Below are 26,895 nucleotides of genomic sequence, written 5' to 3' on the forward strand. Positions count from 1 at the left end.
CATGTGATACTTTAAGTTAAAATAAGGTTAATGCAAGTTTAAAATATTGCAGGGGAACACAAAGAGGGAAGCGAGAGGAAAACGTAAGGTGGCCAGGACGCCTTAATGTCTTATGCGGCTATTCCTTTCGTTCAGCCACTTTTCATTCGAAATAAATTTGTGGTTCTGCTCACATTGTTATTAAAATGTTTCTGGTCGCAGTTACAGCCAGGAGCTTAAGTATGACCGTTAACGTTGTCGTTACCGATATGGACGGCACTTTTCTCGACGATGCCAAGCAGTACGATCGTGTACGCTTCATGGCGCAATACCAGGAACTGAAAAAACGTAATATCGAATTTGTGGTCGCTAGCGGTAATCAGTACTACCAGTTGATCTCCTTCTTCCCCGAGCTGAAAGACGAAATTTCCTTCGTCGCAGAAAATGGCGCGCTGGTGTATGAACATGGCAAACAGTTGTTTCACGGGGAGCTAACCCGGCATGAATCGCGTATTGTGATTGGCGAACTGCTGAAGGATAAGCAGCTTAACTTCGTCGCCTGTGGTCTGAAAAGCGCTTATGTCAGCAAAAACGCTCCCGAGGCTTTCGTGGCGCTGATGGCCAAACATTATCACCGCCTGCAGCCGGTAAACGATTATCACGACATTGACGATATCCTGTTTAAGTTCTCCCTGAATTTGCCCGATGAACAAATTCCGCTGGTTATCGACAAACTGCACGTATCTCTGGATGGCATCATGAAGCCCGTCACCAGCGGCTTCGGTTTTATCGACCTGATTATCCCGGGACTGCATAAAGCGAATGGCATCAGTCGTCTGTTAAAGCGCTGGAACAGGTCGCCACAGAATGTCGTCGCCATTGGCGACAGCGGTAATGATGCGGAAATGTTGAAAATGGCGCATTACTCTTTTGCCATGGGCAATGCTGCAGACAATATCAAAGCGCTTTCACGCTATCACACTGATGATAATAACCATCAAGGCGCGCTCAACGTCATTCAGGCCGTGCTTGACGGCACCGATCCCTTCTGATTAACAGGCCTGCGCAGGCCTGTTAAGCGTAGCGCCATCAGGCAATTCGGACATATTGCCGATGGCGCCAGGGCAAATTACAGCATATGTTCGGTACGGGCGATGATATCGTCCTGCGCATCCGGCGACAGCGCGGTGAAGAAGGCGGAGTAGCCTGCCACACGCACGACCAGATCGCGGTACTGGTCCGGATGTTTTTTCGCATCCAGCAGCGTTTCGCGTGACACGATGTTGTACTGAATATGCCAGCCTTTATGCACCTCAAAGAACGTCCGTAGCAGAACCATCAGTTTCTGTTTGTCGGATTCGTTTTCCAGCGTCGTTGGGTTCAGTTTCTGGTTGAGCAGCACGCCGCCGAGAATGGAACCGGTAGGTAATTTGCCTACGGAACCAATCACCGCCGTCGGGCCGAGATGATCCGTACCTGATGCAGGGCTTGCGCCTTCCGCCAGCGGTGTATGCGCTTTGCGACCGTCCGGGGTAGCCATGGTCGCGGCGCCAAATGGCACGTTTGCTGAGATAGAGGACGTACCGGCATAATAGTTGCCGCCGACAGGGCCACGACCATAGCGCGGGTTATGATATTGCTTCAGCTCATCAATATAGGTCTGATAAGCGCGCGCCAGCAGGGTATCGACACTGTCATCGTCGTTGCCGTACTTCGGCGCGCCGTTAATCAGACGCTGGCGCAACTGCTCGTGAGTCAGACCGTCGAAGTCATCGGCCAGCGCGGCGGCAAGCTGCTGTTGACCGATAACGCCCTGTTCGAAGACCAGTTTTTTCACGGCGGCGAGGCTGTTGCCCAGGTTGGCGATACCGACCTGGAGACCGGATACCCAGTCATATTTCGCGCCGCCTTGCTTGATACTCTTCGCGCGTTCAATACAGTCGTCTACCAGCGCTGAGCAGAGAATATCGTGGACATTCTCTTCCAGCATGGTGTCGACCACATACTCAATTTCGATCGATTTGCGCGTGTAGTAGCGAATTTGGGTATCCCAGGCGGCCATCACTTCGTCAAAATTGTTAAAGTTGCCTGCGGAGAGCGCCTTTTCCTGCGGCAGAAATACCTTACCGCTGGTGGCGTCGCGACCGCCTTCCAGCGCCGCCAGCATGACGCGGGCGAAGTTAATAAAGCTCATGCCGGTGCAGCGATAACCCCATTTCCCGCCGACGGCGGTTTCGATACAGCCGATCGCCGCGTAATCGTAAGCGTCCTGCGGTTCGATCCCCAACTTGATAAATTCCGGGATGACGATTTCATCATTGTTAAACGCCGGCATCCCAAAGCCGCAGCAGATGACCTGGACGCAGGCGTCAAGGAAATCGTTACTCATTCCGGCGTGATAACGCACACTGAGGTTGGGCTGGGTAGAACGCAAACGTCCGCAGGACTCCAGAATGGCGTAAGACAGCGGATTCACTGCGTCCACTGGCTGACCGTTGATGAGATTCTGACCGCCAATGGTGACGTTTTGATACAGCGGGCTGCCCGCGGAAGCTTTGGAGTGCGAACCGGAGCGGATCTTGTTTACTTCCAGCAGTTTCAGCCAGCAGCTGTGCAGCAGTTCAATGGCGTGCTCACGATCCAGAGTCTGGTTTAGTTCGACATCGCGACGATAATAGGGGTAAAGATACTGGTCCATACGACCAAATGACACCGAGTGACCGTTAGACTCAATTTGTAGAATCAGTTGGATGAAGTAGCACAATTGCAGTGCTTGCCAGAAGGTCTGCGGCGGTTGGTGGGCGATCACCTCGCAGTTTTCCGCGATGGTAAGTAGCTCTTTGCGACGGCTTTCACGGGACTCTTCGCCTGCCATCTGGCGCGCCAGCGCGGCAAAGCGCGTGATGTGCTGGCTTACCGCATCCAGCACAATATCAATCGCCTTCAAGAACTGCTCGCCATGCAGATCTTCCAGCACGGTCAGGTTGATGCGTGAGCGGCGCTCGGCGACTTTATCGCGCAGGCCATCAAGCCCTTTTTCCAGCAGCAGCGGGAAGTTCACCGCCAGGTGCGCGTCACCGGAAGTCATATTACCTTCGGCTTTGATAATGCCAGTCGCCAGAAGCCCTTTTTGTTCATCGGTAAACATGCCGTAGCAGCGATCCTGGACGGTTTGACCGCGCCACCACGGACAGACGTCGTGCAGAATACGCTTGTTTTCTTCACTGACGGAAAAACCTGCGCCGGGCCGGTCCGCCAGGTCGTCGATCTCTTTTTCAATCCACGAGACGGTATATTCCGGGAAAATCGGCGCGGCGCGGACTTCACTTGCCTGGTTGCCGACGATCAGTTCATCGTGTTTTATCCAGATAGTGCGTTCCGCCAGGTGATGGGCCAGCGCCAGCGCGCGGCGTACCGGAATCGGTTTATCCAGATGCTGCTGATACATTTCGGTATAATGCTGCGCACGCTCGGTACAGACCGGCGGTTTCACGATATGTACCAGCGCGGTTTTGTGCGCCTTAATGCGGTCACTGAGCGTGTCCAGTTTCAGTTGGGTCATGATAATTATCCTCGTAGGGTCGCGGTTAAACCTTTTTGGCAGGCGTACTTCTGGGCAAAATCAAGTAACGCCGGCGCATCCAGTGGTTTATCCGGGGCATGATAGGGCTGACTGAGTAAGTGGTATTTATTGATGCCCAGCGTGTGGTAGGGCAGAAAATGAATTTCCCCGACGTGCAGTTCGTCGGCGGCAAAGTCGGTAATGGCTTTAATGGTCTCCTCATCGGCATTAAATCCCTGAATCAGCGGGACGCGAATCACCATTTTTTTGCCCGCGGCGGCGAGTTTCCTGAGATTTTCCAGCACCCGCGAGGCGCTGCCATCGGTCCACTGCTTAAACGGCCCGTCGGCGACATGTTTCAAATCAGCCAGAAACAGATCGATATAAGGCAGTGAGGGCGCAATGTATTTCCATGGGACATGCAGACAGGTCTCAACCGCCGTATGAATACCGGCGTCATGGCTGGCTTTAAACAGCTCTGCCGCCAGTTCCGGCTGCATAAACGGTTCGCCGCCGGAAAGCGTAAGACCGCCGCCGCTGCGATCGTAAAAAGGTTTATCGCGCAGTACCGTCGCCATGATCTCATCGACGCTTTTTATTTCGCCGCACACGGTTAACGCTTGTGTGGGGCAGCAATGCGCCAGGATGGAAAAATGGGCGTCGGTCAGTTTCTCGCGATGGATGAGCAGGCCGTTTAGCGCGCGCTCAATGACGTCCGGCGCGGCTTGCGCGCACAGGTCGCATCCTTCGAGACACAGCCGCGCGTCGTATAACAGATCCTGAGCGCGGGCGCGGCTTTCCGGGTTCTGGCACCAGCGACAGCCCAACGAACAGCCTTTGAGAAATACTACGGTACGGATACCGGGGCCATCGTGGGTAGAATAGCGCTGAATATTGAAGATCATAAACGGCCTCTCTTATTTCATATAAAGATTAAATTACTTTCGAATGAAAGCTGTCTTGATGTGCGTCAACGAATGGAGAGGTTCTGACAAAGAGGCGTTAAATGAGGTACAACATCACGGTTTGAGGCTGTGATATGGCGTTTAAGATGATGCCGCGCTGCTTGAGCCGATCGTCAGTCGGAGCTTGGGTAAGCTGGCTTTGCGTCTGATGACAGTAATTATCTGTTGATACAGCACGGCCATAAACCGTGCTTTGGTATGTTTATCCGTAAAGTGGCTACTGTCCGCAGACTTCACAGCCGGGGTTGCGCATTAACTTCATTTCGCGGAACTGACAGGTCATCGCATCGTACATGACGATTTTTCCGCTGGCAGGCTGACCGTAATGCGCCAGCAGCTTAATGGCCTCCATTGCCTGTAGCGAACCGATCACGCCAATCAGCGGCGCCATCACCCCTGCCTCTACGCAGGTCAGAGCGTTTTCGCCAAACAGACGGCTCAGGCAGCGGTAACAGGGTTCGTTTTCCCGATACGTAAAGACGGTAACTTGTCCTTCCATACGAATTGCCGCGCCGGAGATTAGCGGCACTTTCGCGGTATAGCACCCGGCGTTAAGTTGATTACGTACGCTAACGTTATCAGTACAGTCCAGTACCAGCGAATGCCCGGCAATCAGGCTGGTCATAGCGTCGTCGTCCAGCCGCGCGTTAACGGGCGTAATGGTAATATGCGGGTTGATTCGCGCCAGCGCGTCGCGGGCGGACTCAACCTTTGGCTGCCCGACCGTGGCGTCGCTGTGCAAGGTTTGACGCTGGAGATTGGAAACGGAAACGGTATCAAAATCGAGTAGCGTCAGTTGCCCGACGCCAGCGCCGGCCAGATACTGCGTTGCCGCGCAGCCGAGTCCGCCCAGCCCGACCACTAATACCCGCGCATCTTTTAACGCTTCCTGCCCTTCAAAATCGAAGCCGCGCAGAATAATTTGTCGATTATAGCGCAGCATCTCCTGGTCGCTAAGTTCCGCCATTACAGGCCTCCGAACAGAGCATTAAACGGCTCGACTTCCACCCATTCTCCCGGCTCAACATTGCCGCGTTCACGCTCCAGCACAATAAAGCAGTTGCCCAGACTAAACGAGCTGAAAATATGTGAGCCCTGGTGTCCGGTGGTCGTGACCTCCAGTTCGCTGTTGGCGCTACGTTGCAGGATGCCGCGCTGGAAATCGAGACGCCCCGGCGTTTTCTTCAGGCGAGATGTTGTGCGTACACGCTGGCGCGGCGGTACAGCGCTTGCCGTGTTGCCGCCAAGCTTCGCCAGTAAAGGCTGAACCAGTTGATAAAACGTGAGCGCCGCAGAGACTGGATTCCCCGGCAGGCCACAGAACCAGCTATTACTGAGTTTGCCGAAGGCAAACGGTTTGCCTGGCTTGATAGCCAGCTTCCAGAAGGCGATTTCGCCCAGCTCCTCAAGGATGGTTTTGGTATAGTCCGCTTCACCAACCGAGACGCCGCCGGAGCTTATCACTACATCGGCCTGGCTGTCGGCGTCGATAAATGCGGCGCGAAGCTTACCGGGATCGTCAGGAATAATGCCTAAATTGATCACTTCGCAGCCAAGCTGTTGCAGCATCAAATGTATAGTTAGACGGTTAGTGTCATAAATTTGTCCCGCCTCCAGCGGTTGGCCCGGAAGCTGGAGCTCGTCGCCGGTCGAGAACAGCGCTACGCGCACTTTACGTACAACCTGCGCATCGGCAATTCCCAGCGACGCCAGCACTGGCAGTTCGGCAGTAGTCAGGCGCGTACCGGCCGGAAAGACCACCGCATCCTGGCGAATATCCTCGCCGCGGCGGCGGATGTTTTGTCCGCAACGAACATCGGCGGTAAAACGCACGCCGTCATCGGTTTGTTCCGTCTGCTCTTGCATGACTACCGCCTCGCAACCTGCCGGTACCGGGGCGCCGGTCATAATGCGAATGCAGGTTCCCGCAGGCCACTCTCCCTGGTAAGGCTGACCGGCAAATGCTTTGCCGGCGACGGGCAGCGGCTTATCGGCGGACAAATCCGCCACGCGTACCGCATAACCATCCATAGCTGAATTATCAAAGCCGGGGACATCGAGGGGAGAAACGATATCGGTCGCCAGGATGCGGCCAAAGCAGTTCACCAGCGGCAACGTTTCTACGGCGGTGAGCGGGGTAATACGTGAAAGCATCTGGGTCAGCGCCGTTTCAAGCGGCATCAATCCGGCGGAAAATTCCATGAACATACTCCTGCGAGGCAAAATCGAATCCGGCTATTATGTCAGAAAACAGTGGCGGGCAGTATGCTACCTCGGTCTTAGAGACGGCCTTGCGCCTTTACATACCTTACGCATCTTTCTATATTCAAAAATCGAATGAATAACTCACAACAATTCTGATAGTTATAGTAAAAGTTGTGTGCCACCGTTAATGGACCCTAAAAATGAATAAAGCAGTGATTGCGATTCACGGCGGCGCAGGCGCGATTGCTCGCGCGCAAATGAGCCATGAGCAGGAGCTACGCTATATCCAGGCGCTGTCAGAGATTGTCGAAAGCGGGCAAAAGATGCTGGAAGCGGGTGACAGCGCGCTTGATGTAGTGACGGAAGCGGTGCGCCTGCTGGAAGCGTGTCCGCTCTTCAATGCGGGTATCGGCGCGGTCTATACCCGAGACGGAACTCATGAACTGGATGCCTGCGTGATGGACGGCAATACCCTGAAAGCCGGAGCCGTCGCGGGCGTGAGTCATGTTCGCCATCCTGTGCTCGCCGCCAGACTGGTGATGGAGCGCAGCCCGCATGTACTCATGGTGGGGGAAGGGGCGGAAAACTTTGCCTTTTCACAGGGGATGGCGCGCGTTTCGCCGGATATCTTTTCCACCCCGGCGCGTTACGAGCAATTACTGGCCGCGCGTGCGGCGGGCGAAATGGCGCTCGATCACAGCGGCGCGCCGCTGGACGAAACGAAAAAAATGGGTACAGTCGGCGCGGTGGCGCGGGATAAATTCGGCAATCTGGCGGCGGCAACGTCTACCGGCGGGATGACCAATAAATTGCCCGGGCGCGTCGGCGACAGCCCGCTGGTCGGCGCCGGGTGTTATGCCAACAACGCCAGCGTCGCCGTTTCCTGTACCGGAACGGGAGAGGTCTTTATTCGCACGCTCGCGGCTTACGATATCGCCGCATTGATGGAATATGGCGGACTCAGCCTTGCCGACGCCTGTGAGCGCGTGGTGATGGAAAAATTACCGGCGCTGGGCGGCAGCGGTGGATTAATCGCCGTTGATCACGAAGGTAATGTCGCGTTGCCGTTTAACAGCGAAGGGATGTATCGCGCTTGGGGATATGCCGGGGATACGCCTACCACAGGAATTTACCGGGAATAAGGAGCCGCAGGTGCCGCACAGCGATGAACTGGATAGCCGCGATGTTCTGTCCGTCAGTGGGCTGAATATCGCGTTTCACCACGAAGGGCAACAGGTAGACGCCGTGCGTAATGTGTCATTACGCCTGAAGCGTGGAGAGACTCTGGCGATTGTCGGCGAGTCGGGCTCGGGAAAATCGGTGACGGCGCTGGCGTTAATGCGGCTGATTGAGCAGTCGGGCGCGAACGTGCGCTGCGGCGAAATGCTGTTGCGTCGGCGTAATCGCCAGGTGATTGAGCTGTCTGAGCAGAGTGACGCGCAGATGCGGCGTGTGCGCGGCGCGGATATCGCCATGATTTTCCAGGAGCCAATGACCTCGCTCAACCCGGTATTTACCGTTGGCGAGCAAATTGCCGAATCTATTCGTTTGCATCAGGGCGCCAGCCACGAAGAGGCGCTGGCGGAAGCGAAACGTATGCTCGAACAGGTACGGATCCCGGAGTCGCAGGCGATTTTATCGCGTTATCCGCATCAGCTTTCCGGCGGGATGCGCCAGCGAGTCATGATCGCGATGGCGCTATCCTGTCGTCCGGCGGTATTGATTGCCGATGAACCCACCACGGCGCTGGATGTCACTATCCAGGCGCAAATTCTGCAACTTATCAAAGTGTTGCAGCAAGAGATGTCGATGGGCGTGATTTTTATCACCCACGACATGGGCGTCGTGGCGGATATCGCCGATCGCGTGCTGGTGATGTATCAGGGCGGGGCCGTGGAAACCGGCAGCGTAGAGCAGATTTTCCATGCGCCGACGCATCCTTATACCCAAACGTTACTGGCGGCCGTCCCTCAGCTTGGCGCGATGCGCGGCCACTCGCTGCCACGCCGTTTCCCGTTGATTTCCGCTGACGAACCGGCCCTTTATGAATCGCAGATTGAGCAAGACACGGTGGTGGAAGGCGAGCCTATTCTTCAGGTTCGGGGGCTGGTGACGCGATTCCCGCTGCGTAGCGGTCTCTTTAACCGCGTTACGCGTGAAGTTCATGCCGTTGAGAATATCAGTTTCGATCTCTGGCCCGGCGAAACGCTATCGCTGGTGGGCGAGTCCGGTAGCGGAAAATCGACGACCGGACGCGCGCTGCTGCGGTTGGTTGAATCCCGGCAGGGGGAGATTATCTTTAACGGCCAGCGCATTGACTCGCTGTCTGCGGGCAAACTCCAGCCGTTGCGCCGCGATATTCAATGTATTTTCCAGGACCCTTACGCCTCGCTCGACCCGCGCCAGACCGTGGGGTATTCCATTATGGAACCTTTACGGATTCATGGCCTGGGGCAGGGGGACGCTGCGGCAAAGCGCGTGGCCTGGTTGCTTGAGCGTGTCGGATTACGTCCTGAACATGCCTGGCGTTATCCGCATGAGTTTTCCGGCGGTCAACGTCAGCGCATCTGCATAGCTCGCGCGCTGGCATTGAATCCTAAAGTGATTATTGCTGATGAGGCGGTCTCCGCGCTGGATGTTTCCGTTCGCGGACAGATCATTAATTTACTGCTTGATTTACAACGGGAAATGGGGATCGCCTACCTGTTTATTTCGCATGATATGGCGGTCGTGGAGCGAATTAGCCATCGCGTAGCGGTGATGTATCTTGGTCAAATTGTTGAAATGGGGCCGCGGCGCGCCGTTTTTGAAAATCCGCAGCATCCTTATACGCGTAAATTGATGGCGGCGGTGCCGGTTGCCGATCCCTCCAGACACCGGCCGCGGCGCGTTCTGCTATCAGATGATATACCCAGCAATATTCATAAACGTGGCGAAGAGACGCCCGCCGTTTCATTACAGTTGGTCGGGCCGGGACATTATGTTGCGCGGCCGCTGCAGGATAATGCGCTCTCGCGCTTATAACATTCAGACAGGCAGGGTTTCAGGAGAACAACATGACGCAATTTATTACGCATAAATGGCTGGCGGCGCTGGGACTGGCCTCATCCATTGCGGCTTTTCCGGCCCTGGCGGCCAAAGATGTGGTGGTGGCGGTAGGGTCTAATTTCACCACGCTCGATCCGTATGACGCCAACGATACGCTCTCGCAGGCGGTGGCGAAGTCATTTTATCAGGGGCTGTTTGGCCTGGATAAAGACATGAAGGTAAAAAACGTCCTGGCGAAAGGCTATACCGTTTCTGATGACGGTCTGACCTACACCATTACCCTACGACAGGGGGTGAAATTTCAGGACGGCGCGGATTTTGATGCGGCGGCGGTGAAAGCGAATCTCGATCGCGCCAGCAATCCGGATAACCACCTCAAGCGTTATAACCTGTATAAAAATATCGCAAAAACGGAGGTTGTCGATCCGGCAACGGTAAAAATTACCCTGAAACAGCCGTTCTCCGCTTTCATTAATATTCTGGCGCACCCGGCGACGGCGATGATCTCGCCGCAAGCGCTGGAAAAATATGGCAAGGATATTGGTTTTCATCCGGTCGGTACCGGTCCATACCAGCTTGAAACCTGGAATCAGACCGACTTTGTCAAAGTGAAAAAGTTCGCCGGTTACTGGCAGCAGGGCTTACCCAAGCTGGATTCTATTACCTGGCGTCCGGTTACTGACAACAATACCCGCGCGGCGATGCTGCAAACCGGCGAAGCGCAATTTGCTTTTCCTATCCCTTATGAGCAGGCCGCGTTACTGGCGAAAAATAAAAACCTCGAACTGGTCGCCAGCCCGTCCATTATGCAGCGTTATATCAGTATGAATGTGACGCAGAAACCGTTTGATAATCCTAAGGTGCGTGAGGCGTTGAATTACGCTATCAATCGTCAGGCGCTGGTTAAAGTGGCGTTTGCCGGATACGCCACGCCGGCGACGGGCGTGGTGCCGCCGTCGATAGCCTATGCGCAAAGCTATCAGCCGTGGCCCTATGATCCGGCTAAAGCGCGCGAACTGTTGAAAGAGGCGGGGTATCCAGACGGTTTCAGTACCACGCTGTGGTCATCGCACAACCATAGCACCGCGCAAAAAGTGTTGCAGTTTACCCAACAGCAACTGGCGCAGATTGGCATTAAAGCCCGGATAACCGCGATGGACGCCGGCCAGCGCGCCGCGGAAGTCGAGGGCAAAGGGCAAAAAGAGAGCGGCGTGCGAATGTTCTATACCGGCTGGTCGGCGTCGACGGGCGAAGCTGACTGGGCGTTATCGCCGCTCTTCGCATCACAAAACTGGCCGCCGACGCAGTTTAATACTGCTTTTTACAGCAACAAGCAGGTCGACAGCGATTTGGCGGCGGCCTTAAAGACCAACGATCCGCAGGAGAAAACACGACTATACAAAGAGGCGCAGGATATTATCTGGAAAGAGTCGCCCTGGATACCGTTGGTGGTGGAGAAATTGGTTTCTGCGCACAGTAAGAATTTGACCGGTTTCTGGATTATGCCGGATACCGGTTTCAGCTTTGACGATGCGGATTTGAAGTAAGTAATGCGATGGGGCTGGATGGCGCGCGCGTTGTCCGCCATCCGGTAAAAGGTTCGTGTGATGCTTAACTATGTTCTCAAGCGCCTGCTGGGATTAATTCCTACGCTGTTGATTGTGGCAGTGCTGGTGTTTTTATTTGTTCATTTGTTGCCCGGCGACCCGGCGCGGCTGATAGCCGGACCGGAAGCCGACGCGCAGGTGATCGCGCTGGTTCGTCAGCAGCTGGGGCTTGATCAGCCGCTTCATGTCCAGTTTTGGCATTACATCACTCATGTTTTACAAGGCGATTTCGGTACGTCAATGGTTTCCCGCCGCCCGGTTTCTGAGGAGATAGCCAGCCGCTTTTTGCCGACGCTGTGGCTGACGATAACCAGTATGATATGGGCGGTTCTGTTTGGCATGGCGATCGGCATCGCCGCCGCCGTGTGGCGTAATCGCTGGCCTGACCGGGTAGGAATGACGCTTGCCGTGACCGGCATTTCTTTCCCGGCTTTTGCGCTGGGAATGTTGTTAATGCAGATTTTTTCCGTGGATCTGGGCTGGCTACCGACCGTGGGGGCGGATAGCTGGCAACATTATATTTTACCCTCCCTGACGCTTGGCGCGGCGGTGGCATCAGTCATGGCGCGTTTTACGCGCTCCTCGTTTGTCGATGTCCTGAGCGAGGATTACATGAGGACCGCGCGGGCGAAAGGCGTCAGTGAAACGTGGGTGGTGTTAAAACATGGCCTGCGCAATGCGATGATCCCGGTCGTCACCATGATGGGACTGCAATTTGGCTTTCTGCTTGGCGGATCGATCGTCGTCGAAAAAGTGTTTAACTGGCCGGGGCTTGGGCGATTACTGGTCGACTCGGTCGACATGCGCGACTACCCCGTGATTCAGGCGGAAGTGCTGCTGTTTTCTCTGGAATTTATTCTTATCAACTTAGTGGTGGATGTCCTCTATGCCGCCATTAATCCGGCTATCAGGTATAAGTAAGGATGCGATTATTTAACTGGCGCCGTCAGGCGATTTTACATGCTATGCCGGTGGTAAAACCCGACCAGATACGCACGCCATGGCGGGAGTTCTGGCGTCGTTTTCGCCGCCAGCATGTCGCGTTGGTCGCCGGGGGATTCGTACTGGCGTTAATTCTGGTGGCGATTTTTGCCCGCTGGCTGACGCCCTACGATGCGGAAAACTATTTTGACTACGATAGCCTGAACAATGGCCCCTCTTTGCAGCACTGGTTTGGCGTTGACTCGCTGGGAAGAGACATCTTTAGCCGGGTTCTCGTTGGGGCGCAGATCTCACTGGCGGCGGGCGTGTTCGCGGTATTTATCGGCGCGATAATCGGCACGGTGTTGGGATTGCTGGCGGGATATTATGAAGGCTGGTGGGATCGTTTCATTATGCGCATTTGCGATGTGCTGTTCGCCTTCCCCGGCATTTTGCTGGCGATTGCCGTTGTGGCGGTGTTAGGCAGCGGTATTGCTAATGTGATCGTTGCGGTGGCGATTTTCTCTATTCCGGCGTTTGCACGTCTGGTGCGCGGAAATACCCTGGTCTTAAAACAGCAGACGTTTATTGAGTCTGCCCGCAGTATCGGCGCCAGCGACACGACGATTTTGTTTAGCCATATCTTGCCGGGAACGGTCTCGTCAATTGTGGTTTTCTTTACGATGCGTATCGGTACGTCAATTATTTCCGCGGCAAGCCTGTCATTTCTCGGATTAGGCGCGCAGCCGCCAACGCCGGAGTGGGGAGCGATGCTCAATGAAGCGCGGGCGGATATGGTCATCGCGCCGCACGTAGCGCTCTTCCCGGCGGTGGCGATTTTCCTGACTGTGCTGGCGTTTAACCTGTTAGGCGACGGGTTGCGCGATGCGCTGGACCCGAAGATTAAGGGGTAAGCCAGCCCGGTGGCGTTGACGCCTGGCGGGCCTGGAACGGGCTCGCCAGGTGGGGTAACACATCCGGCACCCGCGCCGGGGGAGGTGGCGTTAAACCCGACTGCCCCACAAATCATATTCGTCGGCGTTTTCCACTTTCACGCGCACGATATCGCCCGGCTTGACGTTGGTTTCGCCGTTCAAATAGACCGCGCCGTCAATTTCCGGCGCATCCGCCATGCTACGCCCGATAGCGCCTTCTTCGTCAACCTCATCGACGATCACCAGAATTTCGCGGCCCACTTTTTCCTGCAAGCGCTCAGCGGAGATTTGCTGTTGCAGTTGCATAAAGCGGTTCCAGCGCTCTTCTTTCACCTCTTCCGGCACCTGATCCGGCAGGTCATTCGCGCCTGCGCCTTCCACCGGGCTGTACTTGAAGCAGCCTACACGATCGAGGCGCGCCTCTTTCAGGAAGTCGAGCAGCATCTGGAAGTCTTCTTCTGTTTCGCCGGGGAAGCCGACAATAAAGGTGGAGCGTAGGGTCAGTTCCGGGCAGATTTCACGCCACTGCTTAATGCGCGCCAGTTGGCGGTCAACGGAACCGGGACGTTTCATCAGTTTAAGAATCCGCGGGCTGGCATGTTGCAGCGGAATGTCCAGATAGGGCAGGATTTTGCCTTCCGCCATTAGCGGAATCACATCATCAACGTGTGGGTAGGGGTAGACGTAGTGCAGACGTGTCCAGACGCCCAGTTTTGATAACTGTTCGCACAGGCTCACCATACTGGTTTTCACCGGTTCGCCATTATGGAATCCGGTGCGGTGCTTCACATCTACGCCGTAGGCGGAGGTATCTTGCGAAATCACCAGAATCTCTTTGACCCCGGCATCAACCAGACGTTTCGCTTCGCTTAATACGTCGCCAATCGGACGGCTGACCAGATCCCCGCGCATCGACGGGATGATGCAGAACGTGCAGCGGTGATTACAGCCTTCAGAAATTTTCAGATACGCATAATGGCGCGGCGTCAGTTTTACACCCTGTTCCGGTACGAGGCTTAAAAATGGATTGTGCTTCGGCTTCGGTACGTAATGATGTACGTGCTGCAGAACTTGCTCATAGCTATGCGGCCCGGTGATTTCCAGTACTTTCGGATGCACTTCGCGGATCTGATCTTCTTTTGCGCCCAGGCAGCCGGTGACGATTACCTTACCGTTTTCGTTCAGCGCTTCGCCAATGGCTTCCAGCGACTCTTGTACCGCGCTGTCAATAAAGCCACAGGTATTAACGATAACCATATCCGCATCGTCATAGCGTGGCACAACGTCATAGCCTTCGGTACGCAGCTCAGTCAGGATGCGTTCCGAATCAACGAGGTTTTTCGGACAGCCCAGGGAAACGAAGCCGATCTTTGGCTGGTGGGTTACATTACTCATAGCTTAAAAAGTGTTCATTTATTGGAATGGTCAGGGCAGGGATTCTACAGATATCCGAACAAAAATTGTATCGCAATCTCATCAGGAGCGGCGGCATCAACCGTTGTGGTTGTCAGCAAAAGGTGAAAAAGGGCAATTCTAAGAAAATTCTTGATCTCTGACACCCCTTTGTCTAAAAAACGACCATACTATTAAGTTGAACCCTGGTAGAAAAGAGGAGGAAAAAAGGTATGGTCGTTGACAGACTGAGAACCGATCTTCTCAACAAGCTGATAAACGCGCGTATCGATCTTGCCGCTTATCTGCAATTGCGAAAAGCGAAGGGGTATATGTCAGTCAGCGAAAGTGACACTCTGCGTGACAATTTTTTTGAACTGAATCGCGAGCTCCACGATCACGCTTTACGGCAGGGACTGCATCTCGATCAGGAAGAGTGGAACGCGCTGCGCCGTGCCGAAGGCGCGCTTGCAGCCGCCGCCGTTTGTTTAATGAGCGGACACCATGATTGTCCGACCTTTATTGCCGTCAACGCAGATAAACTTGAAAACTGTCTGACAACTTTGACGCTGAGTATTCAGAGTCTGAAAGCACATTCACCGCTTACACAGGTCTGAATAAGGGGGAGGCGACTCCCCCTTTTTACCGGACCGCGCCGCTTAATGTTTTGTAAAAATAAACCCGACCTCTTGCGATGCTGACTACGCTTTAACGCAGAGCCCTGAAGGAGGCGGTATGCGTCGAATACTTCTCGCGATAGTTTCATTCTCTCTTTTCTCTTCATGGGCGAACGCCAATCTTGCGCCGGTGAACGTTGAGGTGCTGCAAACCCGACTCGATCACCCGTGGTCGCTGGCTTTTTTGCCGGATAACCGTGGGATGCTCATTACCCTGAAAGGGGGACAACTGCGCCACTGGCAGGTGGGACGGGGACTTTCCGAACCGCTGGCTGGCGTACCGAAAGTGTGGGCAAACGGGCAGGGAGGTTTGCTGGACGTCGTGCTGGCGCCTGACTTTGCCCAGTCTCGCCGCGTCTGGCTGAGCTATGCTGAAGCTGACCGCGAAGGAAACGCCGGTACGGCAGTCGGTTTTGGACGGCTGAGCGACGATCTTCAGCGTCTGGAGCATTTTCGTACCGTGTTTCGCCAGATGCCTAAGCTGTCTACCGGCAACCATTTCGGCGGACGTATGGTATTCGATGCGCAAGGGTTTCTTTTTATTGCCCTGGGTGAAAATAACCAGCGCGCTACCGCGCAGGATTTGGATAAATTACAGGGTAAGCTGGTGCGCCTGACCGGGCAGGGCGAAATTCCGCCGGATAATCCGTTTGTGCATCAGGCGGGCGCGCGTCCGGAAATCTGGTCTTACGGTATTCGTAATCCGCAGGGGCTGGCCATCAATCCCTGGAGCGGCGCGCTATGGCTGCATGAACACGGTCCGCGCGGCGGCGATGAAATTAACATCCCGGAAAAAGGCAAAAATTATGGCTGGCCGCTGGCCACATGGGGTGTCAACTATAGTGGTCTGAAAGTGCCGGAAGCCAAAGGTGAAATTGTCGAGGGAACGGAGCAACCGGTTTACTACTGGAAGGATTCTCCGGCGATCAGCGGGATGGCTTTTTATGCCAGCGACGTTTTTGCGCCGTGGCGGCACAAACTGTTTATCGGCGCGCTAAAAGATAAAGAGGTCATTGTGATGCGCGTCGATGGCAATACGGTGACGGAAGAAGGCCGTATTCTGGGTGACAGAAAGCAGCGTATTCGGGATGTGCGTGTCGGACCTGACGGCTACTTATATGTGTTAACCGATGAGTCCGACGGGCAGTTACTCAAGGTAAGTCCTGCAGCCACGCGTTAGGTCACCGGGATCATCACCACTTTGCGAAAAGCAGGGCGCTCGGTAAGCTGCTGATACCAGCGCTCCAGATTCGGGCGCGGCGTCCACTTCAGACCCACGTTCAACAGGTTATAGACGAAAGGCGCAATAGCGATATCGCCGGTGCCAAAGTTATCTCCGGAGAACCACGGCTGGCGGGCCAGAGCATCATCAAGAAGCGCAAACAGGCCATCACACTTTTCGATACCGGCTTCAATTGCCGCCTGATCGCGTTTTTCCGGCGGGGTTCTGACCAGTCCCATCAGGATCACGCGGTGCGCCGGGCTTAACGTCTGATTCGCCCAGTCCATCCATTTTTCGCCCTCCGCACGCCGCGCCGGATTATCAACCCATAGCCGGTTCTGGCCGTATTGCGCCGCCAGATAGCGGACAATGGCATTGGATTCCCACAATAACAGGTCGGTTTCATCATCTTTAAGCAGCGGCACCAGCCCATTAGGATTCATCGCCAGATAGTCGGCATCCTGGTTAACGCCGAATTTTCCGCCTGCCAGAATTTGATCGTATGGCAGTTCCAGCTCTTCAAGCGTCCACAACACTTTTTTAACATTAGTCGAGTTGTTCCGGCCCCACAGCGTAATCATATTAACCCCTTCTGTTTTATCAGGATGATGACAGTAATCGGCCTACCGTGAGATAAACCTAACATTTACACAATGGTCTGTAAAAAAATCGTTATGAAGGAAGCGTAACGGGATGTTATTGCATAAACTTTAAAAACTTTACCAAGTTACGGTTTCTTTAACGTCGTGAGTGCGTTATTACTCACCGCACTTATTACACGGTGGTGTGACGTGTGTTTTTGGAATGGATACTCGGGTGGTACTATGACGCAATACGCTTCTTCCCTTCGTAGCCTCGCGGCAGGTTCGGTTCTCTTATTCCTTTTCGCTTCGCCTGTAAAGGCAGAGGAACAAACGATCGCGCCGCCGGGCGTTGATGCGCGAGCCTGGATCTTAATGGATTACGCCAGCGGTAAAGTACTGGCGGAAGGCAACGCCGATGAGAAACTCGACCCTGCCAGTTTGACAAAAATTATGACCAGCTACGTGGTGGGCCAGGCGCTGAAGGCAGGGAAAATCAAGCTAACCGATATGGTAACGGTGGGCAAAGATGCCTGGGCGACGGGGAACCCGGCGCTACGTGGGTCGTCGGTGATGTTTCTGAAGCCAGGCGATCAGGTGTCGGTTGCGGATCTTAATAAAGGCATCATCATTCAGTCAGGTAATGATGCCTGTATCGCGCTTGCCGACTACGTTGCCGGAAGCCAGGAGTCCTTTATCGGCCTGATGAACGCCTATGCGAAACGACTGGGGTTAACCAATACAACCTTCCAGACGGTACACGGTCTTGATGCGCCAGGGCAGTTCAGTACCGCTCGCGATATGGCGTTGCTCGGCAAGGCCTTGATTCACGATGTGCCTGACGAATACGCCATTCATAAAGAGAAAGAATTTACTTTTAATAATATTCGTCAACCGAACCGCAACCGCCTGTTGTGGAGCACCAATCTGCATGTCGACGGCATGAAAACGGGGACAACGGCTGGCGCTGGGTATAACCTTGTCGCCTCCGCCACCCAGGGCGATATGCGCCTGATCTCTGTCGTGCTGGGGGCGAAAACGGACCGTATTCGTTTTAATGAGTCAGAAAAACTGCTGACCTGGGGTTTCCGCTTCTTTGAAACGGTCACGCCGATTAAACCTGACGCGACATTCGTGACGCAACGGGTCTGGTTTGGCGATAAGCGTGAGGTCAATTTAGGGGCGGGCGATGCGGGGTCTGTGACGATTCCGCGTGGGCAGCTTAAAAACCTGAAGGCCAGCTTTACGTTGAACGAACCACAGCTCACGGCGCCGTTGAAGAAAGGGCAGGTTGTCGGCACCATCGATTTCCAGCTTAACGGAAAATCCATTGAGCAACGCCCGTTAATGGTGATGGAAAACGTCGAGGAGGGGGGATTTTTCAGCCGGATGTGGGATTTTGTGCTGATGAAACTCCATCAGTGGTTTGGCAGTTGGTTCTCGTAAAATAACTCCGTTGCCGGGTGCGCGTCGCATCCGGCAAACCTGCGGTTAATACATCAGAGTAATTTGTTGCGCTTTAGCGTAGGCCACAAAGGCCTCATCGGGACGGCGGTCGCTGATAATCGTATCAAAGCGTGATAATTCCCCCATCCGCGCCGGACGTACCTTGCCGAATTTACTGTGATCCACCACCAGTACGTGGCACTGTGCCATTGTCATTGCCCAATGTTTTACCGGCAGCTCTTCCAGATTAAAGCAGGTAGCGCCTTTACTGGTATGAACCCCGGCGGCGGAATAAAACGCGATATCCGGACAAATATTGTTTAACGTTTCATGGAAATCAAGCGGTTTGAAAATGGCGTTGCTGGCGTGAAACTCCCCGCCGCTCAGGATGGCGCGGCAATGGGGTTTGTCCTGCAGCGCCAGAAAGGTATTAAGTGAATAGCACACCGCCGTAAAGGGAAGGTCATTATCAATGGCTTCAATGATCCACGGCGTGGTGGTGCCGCAGTCAATAAATACCGTCTGATGCGCTTGTACCAGGCCCGCAGCCAACTGAGCGGCTCGGCGTTTTTCTTCCACCAGACGAGATTTTTGATCGCTTAACAGATAATGACTGGCGCTGCGGGGCTCCAGTACGATATAGCCGCCCAGCAATACGACAGGCGCGCTTTTATGGTTCAGGTCGCGACGAATGGTCATTTCAGAGACGCCCAACAGGGTCGCGGCTTCTTTTAGATGAAGTTTATCGCTGCGTTTTAAGGCCTGCAGCAATTGACCAATACGCTCGTCGCGTCGCGTTTCCATAGTTCCCCTGGAGAGTTAAATAAGCGCTCCGCACCATACAGAGCGCTTAATATTACTCTTTTTTTCGCTGGTTAGTCACGTACCCAGCCTTTTCGAATGGGCAATGCGAAACAGAAACGGTAACAACGTTGCAGCGCCTGGTAGAGCGGCGCGCCGTACCATTGCCAGATCAGCTGTGCGCTCAGGCAGCCAAGCATCGCTACCAGCAGCGCGCCAATCATATCTAACGGCCAGTGTACGCCGAGATAGACGCGCGACCAGGCGATGGTAATAGCTATCGCCATCATCACGATGCCTGACCAGAGGCGGTGCCAGAACAAAAACGCCAGCGCAAAGGTAAAAATCACCGTACCGTGATCGCTGGGGAACGAGTCATCGGCGGCATGATGCAGGAAGTTATAGCCGATATGATCGACAAACGGACGGTCGTGCGGGAAAAGGTGTCCCATTGTCCAGGAGACCGCCAGACTGATAATCAGCGCGATGCCGATTTTAACGATCAGCTGGCGCTGGGCGCAGACCCGATCGCGGGGACCCCACAGCCAGAGTACCACGGCTAAGAGCGGGACGATGTTGATGACATCTTTGGCGATAAAGATAGCGAGCGAAATTGTCCACTGCGCGGAATCAGGCGTGGCGTTAATAAAATAAAACAGCGAGTTGTTAAGGTTTTCCAGCATAACATCCAGGCTCGGAGCAATGAAATCAAAAGGGATAGCCAGCTCATCCCCGTGCAAACTGAGCATAAATGCAGCGTAACAGAGAGGAAAAGCAGTATTGTCTTATTTGGCGGCAACATGAAGAGATTTAAGACAATGGCATAAAATAACGTTGATGATAACGGCGCAAACTTAAATTAACCTTAAAGTACGCAAGCGCTAAGCGGCTTTCTGTAAAAATGTGCGCTATTTCCCTTGCAGCCTCATAATTCGCTATCTCAGTTCCCCGACTTTCATTACACTCTGCGCGGTTTTTATTGGCGAAGAGATGGTATGCAGAATCGTTTACAATCAGGCGGCAGGCTGGGACGTCAGGCGCTGCTTTTTCCTCTCTGTCTGGTGCTGTACGAGTTTTCTACTTATATTGGCAACGACATGATCCAGCCGGGTATGCTGGCGGTGGTTGAGCAGTATCAGGCGGGCCTGGACTGGGTTCCGACGTCCATGACCGCTTATCTGGCGGGCGGTATGTTCTTACAGTGGCTGCTTGGCCCGTTGTCTGACCGGATTGGCCGTCGTCCCGTGATGCTGGCAGGCGTCGTGTGGTTTATTATCACCTGCCTGGCGACGTTACTGGCGAAAAACATCGAACAATTTACATTCCTGCGTTTTTTGCAAGGGATTAGCCTGTGTTTTATCGGCGCTGTAGGGTATGCCGCGATTCAGGAATCCTTTGAGGAAGCGGTGTGTATAAAAATTACCGCGCTGATGGCGAACGTGGCGTTAATCGCGCCGCTACTGGGACCACTGGTTGGGGCGGCATGGGTGCATGTTCTGCCGTGGGAGGGGATGTTTATTTTATTTGCCGCACTGGCCGCTATCGCCTTTTTCGGGCTACAGCGCGCAATGCCGGAGACCGCCACGCGGCGGGGCGAAACGTTGTCATTTAAGGCGCTGGGCCGTGACTATCGGCTGGTGATAAAAAACCGGCGGTTCGTCGCAGGGGCGTTAGCGCTGGGATTTGTCAGCCTGCCGCTGTTGGCCTGGATTGCGCAGTCGCCGATTATCATCATTAGCGGCGAACAGCTCAGCAGCTATGAATATGGTCTGCTGCAGGTGCCCGTTTTTGGCGCGCTCATTGCCGGTAATCTGGTGTTGGCGCGTTTAACCTCCCGACGTACGGTTCGCTCGCTGATCGTGATGGGCGGCTGGCCTATCGTCGCGGGGCTGATCATCGCCGCGGCGGCGACGGTGGTTTCATCCCATGCTTATTTATGGATGACGGCGGGATTAAGCGTATACGCTTTTGGCATTGGGTTGGCGAATGCCGGACTGGTGCGCCTGACGCTCTTCTCCAGCGATATGAGTAAAGGAACGGTCTCGGCGGCGATGGGAATGCTACAAATGCTGATTTTTACCGTTGGCATTGAAGTCAGTAAACACGCCTGGTTAAGCGGCGGCAATGGGCTATTTAGCCTGTTTAATCTGGCAAACGGTATTCTTTGGCTACTGCTGATGCTGGTCTTCTTAAAAGATAAGCGGACGGGGAATTTGCAAACAGTCTGAGAGAGCGGCTACGCCTGATAAGCTTTCTGTTATCAGGCATAGAGAGGCATCCGCTAGATGTTAAACGGCGGCTCGTTGTTTAATACGCTGTCGATGATATCCAGCACGCCTTCCTGGTTGTTCGATCCGGCGCGGTATTTCGCCGCCGCCGCGACCGCTTCGCTGGCGTGCGACATGGCAAAACTAAACCCGGCCTGACGCAGCATCTCAATATCGTTGCCGCCGTCGCCGAATACCACCACTTCACTATCATGAATGCCCCAGCGCTGCTGTAACAGACGCAGGCCGTTGGCTTTATGCACGCCGGGAATTATTAAATCAATACTGCCATAGCCGGTATGAACGGGGACCATGATATCGCCAATGGCGTCGTGCAGCGCCGCCTGTACTTCCGGTATCCGTTCATCGGTAATATTAAGGCCGAATTTGAAAAAGACATCGTTGATGTTATTAAAATTATCCACAAACTCCAGACGATGATAATACATTGCCGCAACGGCTTTTAACGCATCGTTGTACCGTTTCAGCGTATAGGCGCTGTTTTTTCCACAGGCGATAATCTCCACATCGGCGCGTGTGAGCAGGTGTTCGACAACCGTCTGGAAGTCGGCTTTTGTCAGCTCGCCGTTAAAAATATCCTCTCCTTCGCTGACCACCCAACCGCCGTTTTCCGCGACAAAAGCGATTTCGTGCGCAATTTCCGGAAAGAACGAGATTAACTGGTAATACTGGTTGCCGCTGGCCACGACAAAGCGAATGCCTTGCCGCTTCATTTGTTGGTACTGCGCCATAAACCGGTCACGGTTATAGGTTTTTTGATCGCTCAGAAAAGTGCCGTCCATGTCGACGGCGATTAATTTGATACTCATGCGTTATGCTCCATCACCGGTTGCGGAGTCGATACAGGTTTGGCGACGGCCTTCGCCACCAGCGCCGCCAGAATAACCAGCGCCAGCACAACCATCATGGCGCTGCGTAATCCATAATGCTCTCCCAGATAGCCCAACAGCGGCGGCCCGACCAAAAACGCCAGATAGCCGGTCGTGGCGACAACGCTCACGCGCGTCGGCGCGTCGGGACCGGTATCGCTGGCGGCGGAAATGGTCAGCGGGAAGCCGAGCGAAGCGCCTAAGCCCCAAAGAATGACCGAGACGCCGGCGACCCAGTCGCTATCGACAAAAATAATCAGGCCAATGCCCAGCGCTCCCATCAACGCGCTGGCGCGAACAACCGTCACCCGGCTATAGCGGTCAATAAACCAGCCGCCGGTAAAGCGGCCAACGGTCATACCAAGCGTGAAACCGGCGTAGATCAGAGAGCCGGAGGTTGGGCTAAAACCGTGTCCGTCTACCATCAGTAGCGGCAGCCAGTCATTCGCAGAGCCTTCGGCGAATGCCATTGCCAGCACCACCACGCCAATAAGCAAAAGCTGGATGTCCCGATAAAAAGGTAATCCTTTTTCCTGAAGGTGAGCATCTTCCGATGCGTTTTTACCCGTACCGTCAGGGATCGCCCGAATGGCGATAAAAATGGGCGCGATCGCCACGGCAGCCGCGAGGATGATATGGATGTTAGCCGGGACGCTTAATGCGGTTAACGCCATGCCGACACCAGCGCCCGCCAGCGTGCCGAAACTGTAGAAACCATGCATCATCGGCAGAACGGTTTTATTCAGCTCGCGTTCGACCGCCGCGCCTTCGACATTAATCGCCACTTCGGCGGCGCCAAAACTGGCGCCGAAAACGGCTAATCCAAGGGCAAAAATCAGCGGCGAGGCGCACCACAGCGCGACGCTAAGAATAACCATCCCGGTTACTGCGCAGGTCATCGTCGTGCGAATAACCTTCCGGGTGCCAAATCGTTTCACCAGCCAGGCGGAACAAAGAATACCGCTCATTGAACCGATAGAAAGCCCGAATAAGACCGCCCCCATTTCCGCGGTAGAGACGGAAAGAATATCCCGAATAGCAGGCGTTCGGGTTGCCCAGGAGGCCATCAGCAGTCCGGGTAAAAAGAAGAACATAAACAGCGCCCAGGTACGGCGTTTTAAGGCGTTACGTGAGGAGAGGACGGTCATAGCGTCAGGCCAGAAAATAGAAGCGAGAGGTAAACATTAGCAAGCTTGTGTACATTTGTACATATCGTCGTCATACTTCGTTGTGCAGACAGTTTTTACTGTCTGTTTTTTCAGCGTAAGCGGCAGGCTACTATCGCCTGCATCCTGAATGAGATGTGGAACTCATCATGAAAGAAAATGCCGTAAGACGCGCCAATGATCCTAAGCGACGGGAAAAAATAATTCAGGCCACACTGGAAGCGGTAAAGACCTATGGCGTTCATGCCGTGACGCACCGGAAAATCGCCGCTATCGCTCAGGTGCCGCTTGGCTCGATGACCTACTATTTTGCCGGTATGGATGCGTTATTGAGTGAAGCTTTTACACTTTTCACCGAGAACATGTCGCGTCAATACCAGGACTTTTTTGCGCAGGTGACGGATGCGGAGGGGGCGTGCCAGGCGATAACGGAAATGATTTACGGCTCGCAGGTTACGACGCCGGATAATATGGCGTTAATGTATCAGTTATATGCCTATGCCAGCGATAAGCCGGCGTTAAAAATAGTCATGCAAAACTGGATGCAGCGTAGCCAGAATACGCTGGCGCAGTGGTTTGACGCACAGACCGCCCGAGCGCTGGATGCGTTTATCGAGGGGATGACGCTGCATTTTGTAACGGATCGAACGCCGCTGGCGCGTGAAGCGATTTTACAGATGGTAAAGCGAATCGCCGGAGCGTCAATGTCGTGTCACTCTGCGTCAGGCAACAAAAAACCCACCAACCTTGAACCGAAATGGCGGGGTTGATGGGCTCCACAAAATGGGGACATCAAAGAAAAGCAGTGGCAATAGGTATGACTGATGCTTTAACGAAAAGTTCGACCTATTGGCAAAATTTTTTCACTTAAAGGCAAACTTCAGTTTTATCCTAACCCCGGCCAGATGATGACAATAAGCGTCCCCGCCAGCGTTAGCAGAACGTTGGCGATAGCGTAAGTCCCCGCATAACCCAGCGCTGGAATATTACTGCGCGCCGTATCGCTAATGATTTCCATCGCCGGGGCGCAGGTACGCGCGCCCATCATGGCGCCGAACAGCAGCGCCCGGTTCATGCGCAGCACATAAGCGCCAAACAAGAAGCAGATCACCACCGGTACCAGGCTGACGACAAGCCCGGCGATCAGCATTTGTCCGCCAACCGCGCCCAGACCGTTGCTGATACCGCTGCCGGCGCTTAAACCAACGCCTGCCATAAATACCATCAAGCCGAATTCTTTCACCATGTTAAGCGCGCCCTGCGGAATATAACCAAAGGTAGGATGGTTAGCGCGCAGGAAACCGAGCATGATCCCGGCGAACAGCAATCCGGCCGCGTTGCCGATGCCGAAACTAAAATTGCTGAACTGGAAGGTAATCATCCCGATCATTAACCCGATGATAAAAAAAGCGCAGAAGGCGAGCAGGTCCGTCACCTGACTATGGATCGAAATAAAACCAATGCGATCGGCGATGGTTTTTACGCGTCTGGCGTCGCCGCTCACCTGTAACACGTCGCCTTTATTCAGCACGACGTTATCGTCGATAGGCATTTCGATCTGGCTGCGGATGACGCGGTTAAGGAAGCAGCCATGATCGGTCAGCTTGAGCTGAGCGAGGCGGCGACCGACCGCATTGTGGTTTTTCACCACAATTTCTTCCGTCACGATGCGCATATCAAGCAGATCGCGATCAAACACTTCCTTACCATTACGGAAGCTGGGATCGAGCCTGGCGTGCGCGTCCGGATAGCCGACCAGCGCAATCTCATCGCCCATTTGCAGCACCGCATCGCCATCCGGGTTCGCCAGAATACCGTTACGACGAATACGTTCGATATAGCAGCCTGTCTGGCGGTAAATACCCAGCTCGCGCAGGTTTTTTCCGTCAGTCCAGGCCACCAGTTCCGGACCAACCCGATAGGCGCGGATAACCGGCAAATAAACCTTTCGATTAGCATCGGTATCCAGACCGCGCTCGCGAGCAATTTGCTGGGCGCTGGTTTGCAAATCCTGATGCTGCAGTTTAGGCAAGTAGCGCGCGCCCACGATCAGGCTGACCAAGCCAATCAGATAGGTCAGGGCATAGCCCAGGCTCAGATTATCAAGAGCGGAGGAGAGTTGGGTGCTGGCGATGCCGGAATGTCGCAGGGTATCGCCTGCGCCAACCAGCACGGGCGTGGATGTCATTGAGCCGGCCAGCATACCGGCCGTCAGGCCGATATCCCAGCCGAATAGCTTACCAAGGCCTAAGGCGATTAGCAGAGCGCTACCGACCATGACCAGGGCAAGCATCAGATAGTTTTTACCGTCGCGAAAAAAAATCGAAAAAAAGTTGGGGCCAGCCTCGACGCCGACACAAAAAATAAACAGCATAAATCCCAGATTTAGCGCGTCGGTGTTAATACTGAAGTGTTGCTGCCCTAATAATAGAGAGACCACTAAAACGCCAATGGAATTACCAAGTTGGACTGAACCCAGACGTAACTTGCCAAGACACAGGCCAAGAGCCAGGACCACAAATAATAACAGGATGTAATTCCCATTTAACAAATCTGCGACGTTTATATTCACGGAGACTAACTTCTTGTTTACGAGTAAGCTGTTGAAAGAAATGGTAATTTACGCTACTGTTTTTATCATGAATTAAGGGTGCAATCGTATTGCATACAGCATCCAAATAAAAACAACACAACAATATATCCTGCTAGTTTAATCTTATTGCGTACTAACGGCTATAAGAATCGTGCAGGTGTGTTTTTGGCATGGAATGCCACATGACTTTATCTGACTGGATGCCTCACGGCGGAAAGCGTGTTCGATAGAGAGTGTCAGGAGGAACGATTGAAACATAAACACGGGTGGGCAAGCGTTGTCTGCTGCTTTGTACTCTTTATTGTGGTGTGTCTTTCATTAACTATGCATGTACAAGGCGCTTTTCGCGCGGCAGGGCATCCTGAGATTGGACTGTTATTTTTTACGTTGCCTGGTGCGGTGGCCAGTTTTTGTTCTCACCGACGCGAGGTGATCCGACCGCTGATCGGGGCGATGCTGGCGGCGCCGTTTTGCCTGGTGTTAATGCGCGTGGTATTTATGCCTACCCGATCGTTTTGGCAAGAACTGGCGTGGTTATTTAGCGCCGTATTCTGGTGTGCGTTAGGCGCGCTCTGCTATTTGTTTATTAGCAGCCTGTTTAGCCACCGGCGAAAAAAACGCCGATAGCGCCCTCCGGT

At 54.0% G+C, this 26,895-nt stretch carries 23 protein-coding genes; 12 read left to right on the forward strand and 11 right to left on the reverse strand.

Translation table 11 applies throughout. From position 1 onward, the window contains the following. Nucleotides 1-221: 221 nt before the first annotated feature. On the forward strand, nt 222-1,031 hold the full coding sequence (locus ACLJZ5_RS11480) for a Cof-type HAD-IIB family hydrolase (protein ID WP_000217907.1): 810 nt from the start codon (nt 222-224) through the stop codon (nt 1,029-1,031). 77 nt (nt 1,032-1,108) lie between these two features. On the opposite strand, the gene ACLJZ5_RS11485 is transcribed toward ACLJZ5_RS11480, so the two are convergent. The 4 genes from ACLJZ5_RS11485 to moeA all read right to left on the reverse strand — a co-directional run bounded on the left by ACLJZ5_RS11485 (nt 1,109) and on the right by moeA (nt 6,708). Continuing rightward, nucleotides 1,109-3,541: a glycyl radical protein gene (locus tag ACLJZ5_RS11485; RefSeq protein ID WP_024798528.1), complete on the reverse strand. Its 2,433-nt coding sequence runs from the start codon at nt 3,539-3,541 to the stop codon at nt 1,109-1,111. A gap of 5 nt (nt 3,542-3,546) precedes the next feature. Further along, entirely contained in the window at nt 3,547-4,446 is a 900-nt protein-coding gene (locus ACLJZ5_RS11490; RefSeq protein WP_000576948.1) for a glycyl-radical enzyme activating protein, read from the reverse strand. A gap of 277 nt (nt 4,447-4,723) precedes the next feature. After that, nucleotides 4,724-5,473 carry a molybdopterin-synthase adenylyltransferase MoeB gene (gene moeB, locus ACLJZ5_RS11495; protein WP_000829280.1) on the reverse strand — a complete coding sequence of 250 codons (750 nt, stop codon included), beginning with the start codon at nt 5,471-5,473 and terminating at the stop codon, nt 4,724-4,726. Next, a complete protein-coding gene (gene moeA / locus ACLJZ5_RS11500) occupies nt 5,473-6,708 on the reverse strand; it encodes a molybdopterin molybdotransferase MoeA (RefSeq protein ID WP_024798098.1) in 1,236 nt (411 codons plus the stop codon). The genes moeB and moeA overlap by 1 nt, the downstream gene beginning before the upstream one ends. 203 nt (nt 6,709-6,911) lie before the next feature. Between moeA and iaaA the strand changes: the two genes are divergently transcribed. The 5 genes from iaaA to gsiD are packed head-to-tail and all read left to right on the forward strand — an operon-like array spanning nt 6,912 to nt 13,201. Further along, nucleotides 6,912-7,853 carry a beta-aspartyl-peptidase gene (gene iaaA, locus ACLJZ5_RS11505; RefSeq protein ID WP_001030503.1) on the forward strand — a complete coding sequence of 314 codons (942 nt, stop codon included), beginning with the start codon at nt 6,912-6,914 and terminating at the stop codon, nt 7,851-7,853. A gap of 10 nt (nt 7,854-7,863) precedes the next feature. Next, complete coding sequence (gsiA, locus tag ACLJZ5_RS11510) at nt 7,864-9,735, forward strand: glutathione ABC transporter ATP-binding protein GsiA (RefSeq protein WP_024798099.1); 1,872 nt, start codon at nt 7,864-7,866, stop codon at nt 9,733-9,735. Between the two features lie 32 nt (nt 9,736-9,767). Further along, nucleotides 9,768-11,306 (forward strand): glutathione ABC transporter substrate-binding protein GsiB, encoded by a 1,539-nt coding sequence (gene gsiB, locus ACLJZ5_RS11515; RefSeq protein ID WP_000191439.1) that lies wholly within the window; start codon nt 9,768-9,770, stop codon nt 11,304-11,306. Nucleotides 11,307-11,366: 60 nt separating this feature from the next. Then, nucleotides 11,367-12,287, forward strand: a complete 921-nt coding sequence (gsiC, locus tag ACLJZ5_RS11520) for a glutathione ABC transporter permease GsiC (RefSeq protein ID WP_000936066.1) — start codon at nt 11,367-11,369, stop codon at nt 12,285-12,287. 2 nt (nt 12,288-12,289) lie between these two features. After that, complete coding sequence (gene gsiD / locus ACLJZ5_RS11525) at nt 12,290-13,201, forward strand: glutathione ABC transporter permease GsiD (protein ID WP_001236024.1); 912 nt, start codon at nt 12,290-12,292, stop codon at nt 13,199-13,201. A gap of 90 nt (nt 13,202-13,291) precedes the next feature. Here gsiD and rimO read toward each other — a convergent pair whose 3' ends face one another. Then, nucleotides 13,292-14,617, reverse strand: a complete 1,326-nt coding sequence (rimO, locus tag ACLJZ5_RS11530; protein WP_000073314.1) for a 30S ribosomal protein S12 methylthiotransferase RimO — start codon at nt 14,615-14,617, stop codon at nt 13,292-13,294. A gap of 230 nt (nt 14,618-14,847) precedes the next feature. On the opposite strand from rimO, the gene bssR reads away from it, so the two are divergent. Next, complete coding sequence (gene bssR / locus ACLJZ5_RS11535) at nt 14,848-15,231, forward strand: biofilm formation regulator BssR (RefSeq protein ID WP_000259651.1); 384 nt, start codon at nt 14,848-14,850, stop codon at nt 15,229-15,231. 118 nt (nt 15,232-15,349) lie between these two features. Continuing rightward, on the forward strand, nt 15,350-16,471 hold the full coding sequence (locus tag ACLJZ5_RS11540; RefSeq protein ID WP_024798100.1) for a PQQ-dependent sugar dehydrogenase: 1,122 nt from the start codon (nt 15,350-15,352) through the stop codon (nt 16,469-16,471). Here ACLJZ5_RS11540 and ACLJZ5_RS11545 read toward each other — a convergent pair. Further along, on the reverse strand, nt 16,468-17,094 hold the full coding sequence (locus ACLJZ5_RS11545; protein WP_000631904.1) for a glutathione S-transferase family protein: 627 nt from the start codon (nt 17,092-17,094) through the stop codon (nt 16,468-16,470). The genes ACLJZ5_RS11540 and ACLJZ5_RS11545 overlap by 4 nt on opposite strands. Before the next feature lie 243 nt (nt 17,095-17,337). Between ACLJZ5_RS11545 and dacC the strand changes: the two genes are divergently transcribed. Beyond that, nucleotides 17,338-18,540 (forward strand): serine-type D-Ala-D-Ala carboxypeptidase, encoded by a 1,203-nt coding sequence (dacC, locus tag ACLJZ5_RS11550; RefSeq protein WP_000195712.1) that lies wholly within the window; start codon nt 17,338-17,340, stop codon nt 18,538-18,540. Between the two features lie 45 nt (nt 18,541-18,585). On the opposite strand, the gene deoR is transcribed toward dacC, so the two are convergent. Together deoR and ybjG are read right to left on the reverse strand one after the other, a co-directional pair. Continuing rightward, complete coding sequence (gene deoR, locus ACLJZ5_RS11555) at nt 18,586-19,344, reverse strand: DNA-binding transcriptional repressor DeoR (protein ID WP_000450103.1); 759 nt, start codon at nt 19,342-19,344, stop codon at nt 18,586-18,588. Between the two features lie 71 nt (nt 19,345-19,415). Further along, complete coding sequence (gene ybjG / locus ACLJZ5_RS11560; protein WP_001531378.1) at nt 19,416-20,024, reverse strand: undecaprenyl-diphosphate phosphatase; 609 nt, start codon at nt 20,022-20,024, stop codon at nt 19,416-19,418. Nucleotides 20,025-20,336: 312 nt separating this feature from the next. On the opposite strand from ybjG, the gene ACLJZ5_RS11565 reads away from it, so the two are divergent. Further along, complete coding sequence (locus tag ACLJZ5_RS11565; protein ID WP_023204041.1) at nt 20,337-21,569, forward strand: MFS transporter; 1,233 nt, start codon at nt 20,337-20,339, stop codon at nt 21,567-21,569. 53 nt (nt 21,570-21,622) lie between these two features. Here the strand turns inward: ACLJZ5_RS11565 and ACLJZ5_RS11570 are convergent, their stop codons facing one another. Both ACLJZ5_RS11570 and ACLJZ5_RS11575 read right to left on the reverse strand, forming a co-directional pair. Next, nucleotides 21,623-22,438: a Cof-type HAD-IIB family hydrolase gene (locus ACLJZ5_RS11570; RefSeq protein WP_000023553.1), complete on the reverse strand. Its 816-nt coding sequence runs from the start codon at nt 22,436-22,438 to the stop codon at nt 21,623-21,625. Further along, complete coding sequence (locus tag ACLJZ5_RS11575; RefSeq protein WP_000217430.1) at nt 22,435-23,646, reverse strand: MFS transporter; 1,212 nt, start codon at nt 23,644-23,646, stop codon at nt 22,435-22,437. Before ACLJZ5_RS11575 ends, ACLJZ5_RS11570 begins: the two co-directional genes overlap by 4 nt. A 167-nt stretch (nt 23,647-23,813) precedes the next feature. Between ACLJZ5_RS11575 and ACLJZ5_RS11580 the strand changes: the two genes are divergently transcribed. Continuing rightward, nucleotides 23,814-24,434, forward strand: a complete 621-nt coding sequence (locus ACLJZ5_RS11580) for a TetR/AcrR family transcriptional regulator (protein ID WP_000661870.1) — start codon at nt 23,814-23,816, stop codon at nt 24,432-24,434. Between the two features lie 116 nt (nt 24,435-24,550). Here ACLJZ5_RS11580 and ACLJZ5_RS11585 read toward each other — a convergent pair whose 3' ends face one another. Further along, nucleotides 24,551-26,236 (reverse strand): aspartate:alanine antiporter, encoded by a 1,686-nt coding sequence (locus tag ACLJZ5_RS11585; RefSeq protein ID WP_001024853.1) that lies wholly within the window; start codon nt 26,234-26,236, stop codon nt 24,551-24,553. Between the two features lie 270 nt (nt 26,237-26,506). Between ACLJZ5_RS11585 and ACLJZ5_RS11590 the strand changes: the two genes are divergently transcribed. Next, nucleotides 26,507-26,884 carry an inner membrane protein YbjM gene (locus ACLJZ5_RS11590; protein ID WP_000680850.1) on the forward strand — a complete coding sequence of 126 codons (378 nt, stop codon included), beginning with the start codon at nt 26,507-26,509 and terminating at the stop codon, nt 26,882-26,884. Nucleotides 26,885-26,895: the final 11 nt, after the last annotated feature.

The sequence above is a fragment of the Salmonella sp. 5800 genome, assembly GCF_046558195.1.
GTDB lineage: Bacteria > Pseudomonadota > Gammaproteobacteria > Enterobacterales > Enterobacteriaceae > Salmonella > Salmonella enterica.

Excerpts from the sequence above, each read along its gene's own strand:
- ACLJZ5_RS11480 (WP_000217907.1), top strand. The coding sequence starts at position 222 with ATGACCGTTAACGTTGTCGTTACCGATATGGACGGCACTTTTCTCGAC.
- bssR (WP_000259651.1), top strand. The coding sequence starts at position 14,848 with ATGGTCGTTGACAGACTGAGAACCGATCTTCTCAACAAGCTGATAAAC.
- ACLJZ5_RS11580 (WP_000661870.1), top strand. The coding sequence starts at position 23,814 with ATGAAAGAAAATGCCGTAAGACGCGCCAATGATCCTAAGCGACGGGAA.
- ybjG (WP_001531378.1), bottom strand. The coding sequence starts at position 20,024 with ATGCTGGAAAACCTTAACAACTCGCTGTTTTATTTTATTAACGCCACG.
- gsiD (WP_001236024.1), top strand. The coding sequence starts at position 12,290 with ATGCGATTATTTAACTGGCGCCGTCAGGCGATTTTACATGCTATGCCG.
- gsiC (WP_000936066.1), top strand. The coding sequence starts at position 11,367 with ATGCTTAACTATGTTCTCAAGCGCCTGCTGGGATTAATTCCTACGCTG.
- ACLJZ5_RS11575 (WP_000217430.1), bottom strand. The coding sequence starts at position 23,646 with ATGACCGTCCTCTCCTCACGTAACGCCTTAAAACGCCGTACCTGGGCG.
- iaaA (WP_001030503.1), top strand. The coding sequence starts at position 6,912 with ATGAATAAAGCAGTGATTGCGATTCACGGCGGCGCAGGCGCGATTGCT.
- moeB (WP_000829280.1), bottom strand. The coding sequence starts at position 5,473 with ATGGCGGAACTTAGCGACCAGGAGATGCTGCGCTATAATCGACAAATT.
- ACLJZ5_RS11570 (WP_000023553.1), bottom strand. The coding sequence starts at position 22,438 with ATGAGTATCAAATTAATCGCCGTCGACATGGACGGCACTTTTCTGAGC.
- dacC (WP_000195712.1), top strand. The coding sequence starts at position 17,338 with ATGACGCAATACGCTTCTTCCCTTCGTAGCCTCGCGGCAGGTTCGGTT.
- ACLJZ5_RS11540 (WP_024798100.1), top strand. The coding sequence starts at position 15,350 with ATGCGTCGAATACTTCTCGCGATAGTTTCATTCTCTCTTTTCTCTTCA.
- ACLJZ5_RS11565 (WP_023204041.1), top strand. The coding sequence starts at position 20,337 with ATGCAGAATCGTTTACAATCAGGCGGCAGGCTGGGACGTCAGGCGCTG.
- deoR (WP_000450103.1), bottom strand. The coding sequence starts at position 19,344 with ATGGAAACGCGACGCGACGAGCGTATTGGTCAATTGCTGCAGGCCTTA.
- ACLJZ5_RS11545 (WP_000631904.1), bottom strand. The coding sequence starts at position 17,094 with ATGATTACGCTGTGGGGCCGGAACAACTCGACTAATGTTAAAAAAGTG.
- moeA (WP_024798098.1), bottom strand. The coding sequence starts at position 6,708 with ATGGAATTTTCCGCCGGATTGATGCCGCTTGAAACGGCGCTGACCCAG.
- gsiB (WP_000191439.1), top strand. The coding sequence starts at position 9,768 with ATGACGCAATTTATTACGCATAAATGGCTGGCGGCGCTGGGACTGGCC.
- rimO (WP_000073314.1), bottom strand. The coding sequence starts at position 14,617 with ATGAGTAATGTAACCCACCAGCCAAAGATCGGCTTCGTTTCCCTGGGC.
- ACLJZ5_RS11485 (WP_024798528.1), bottom strand. The coding sequence starts at position 3,541 with ATGACCCAACTGAAACTGGACACGCTCAGTGACCGCATTAAGGCGCAC.
- ACLJZ5_RS11490 (WP_000576948.1), bottom strand. The coding sequence starts at position 4,446 with ATGATCTTCAATATTCAGCGCTATTCTACCCACGATGGCCCCGGTATC.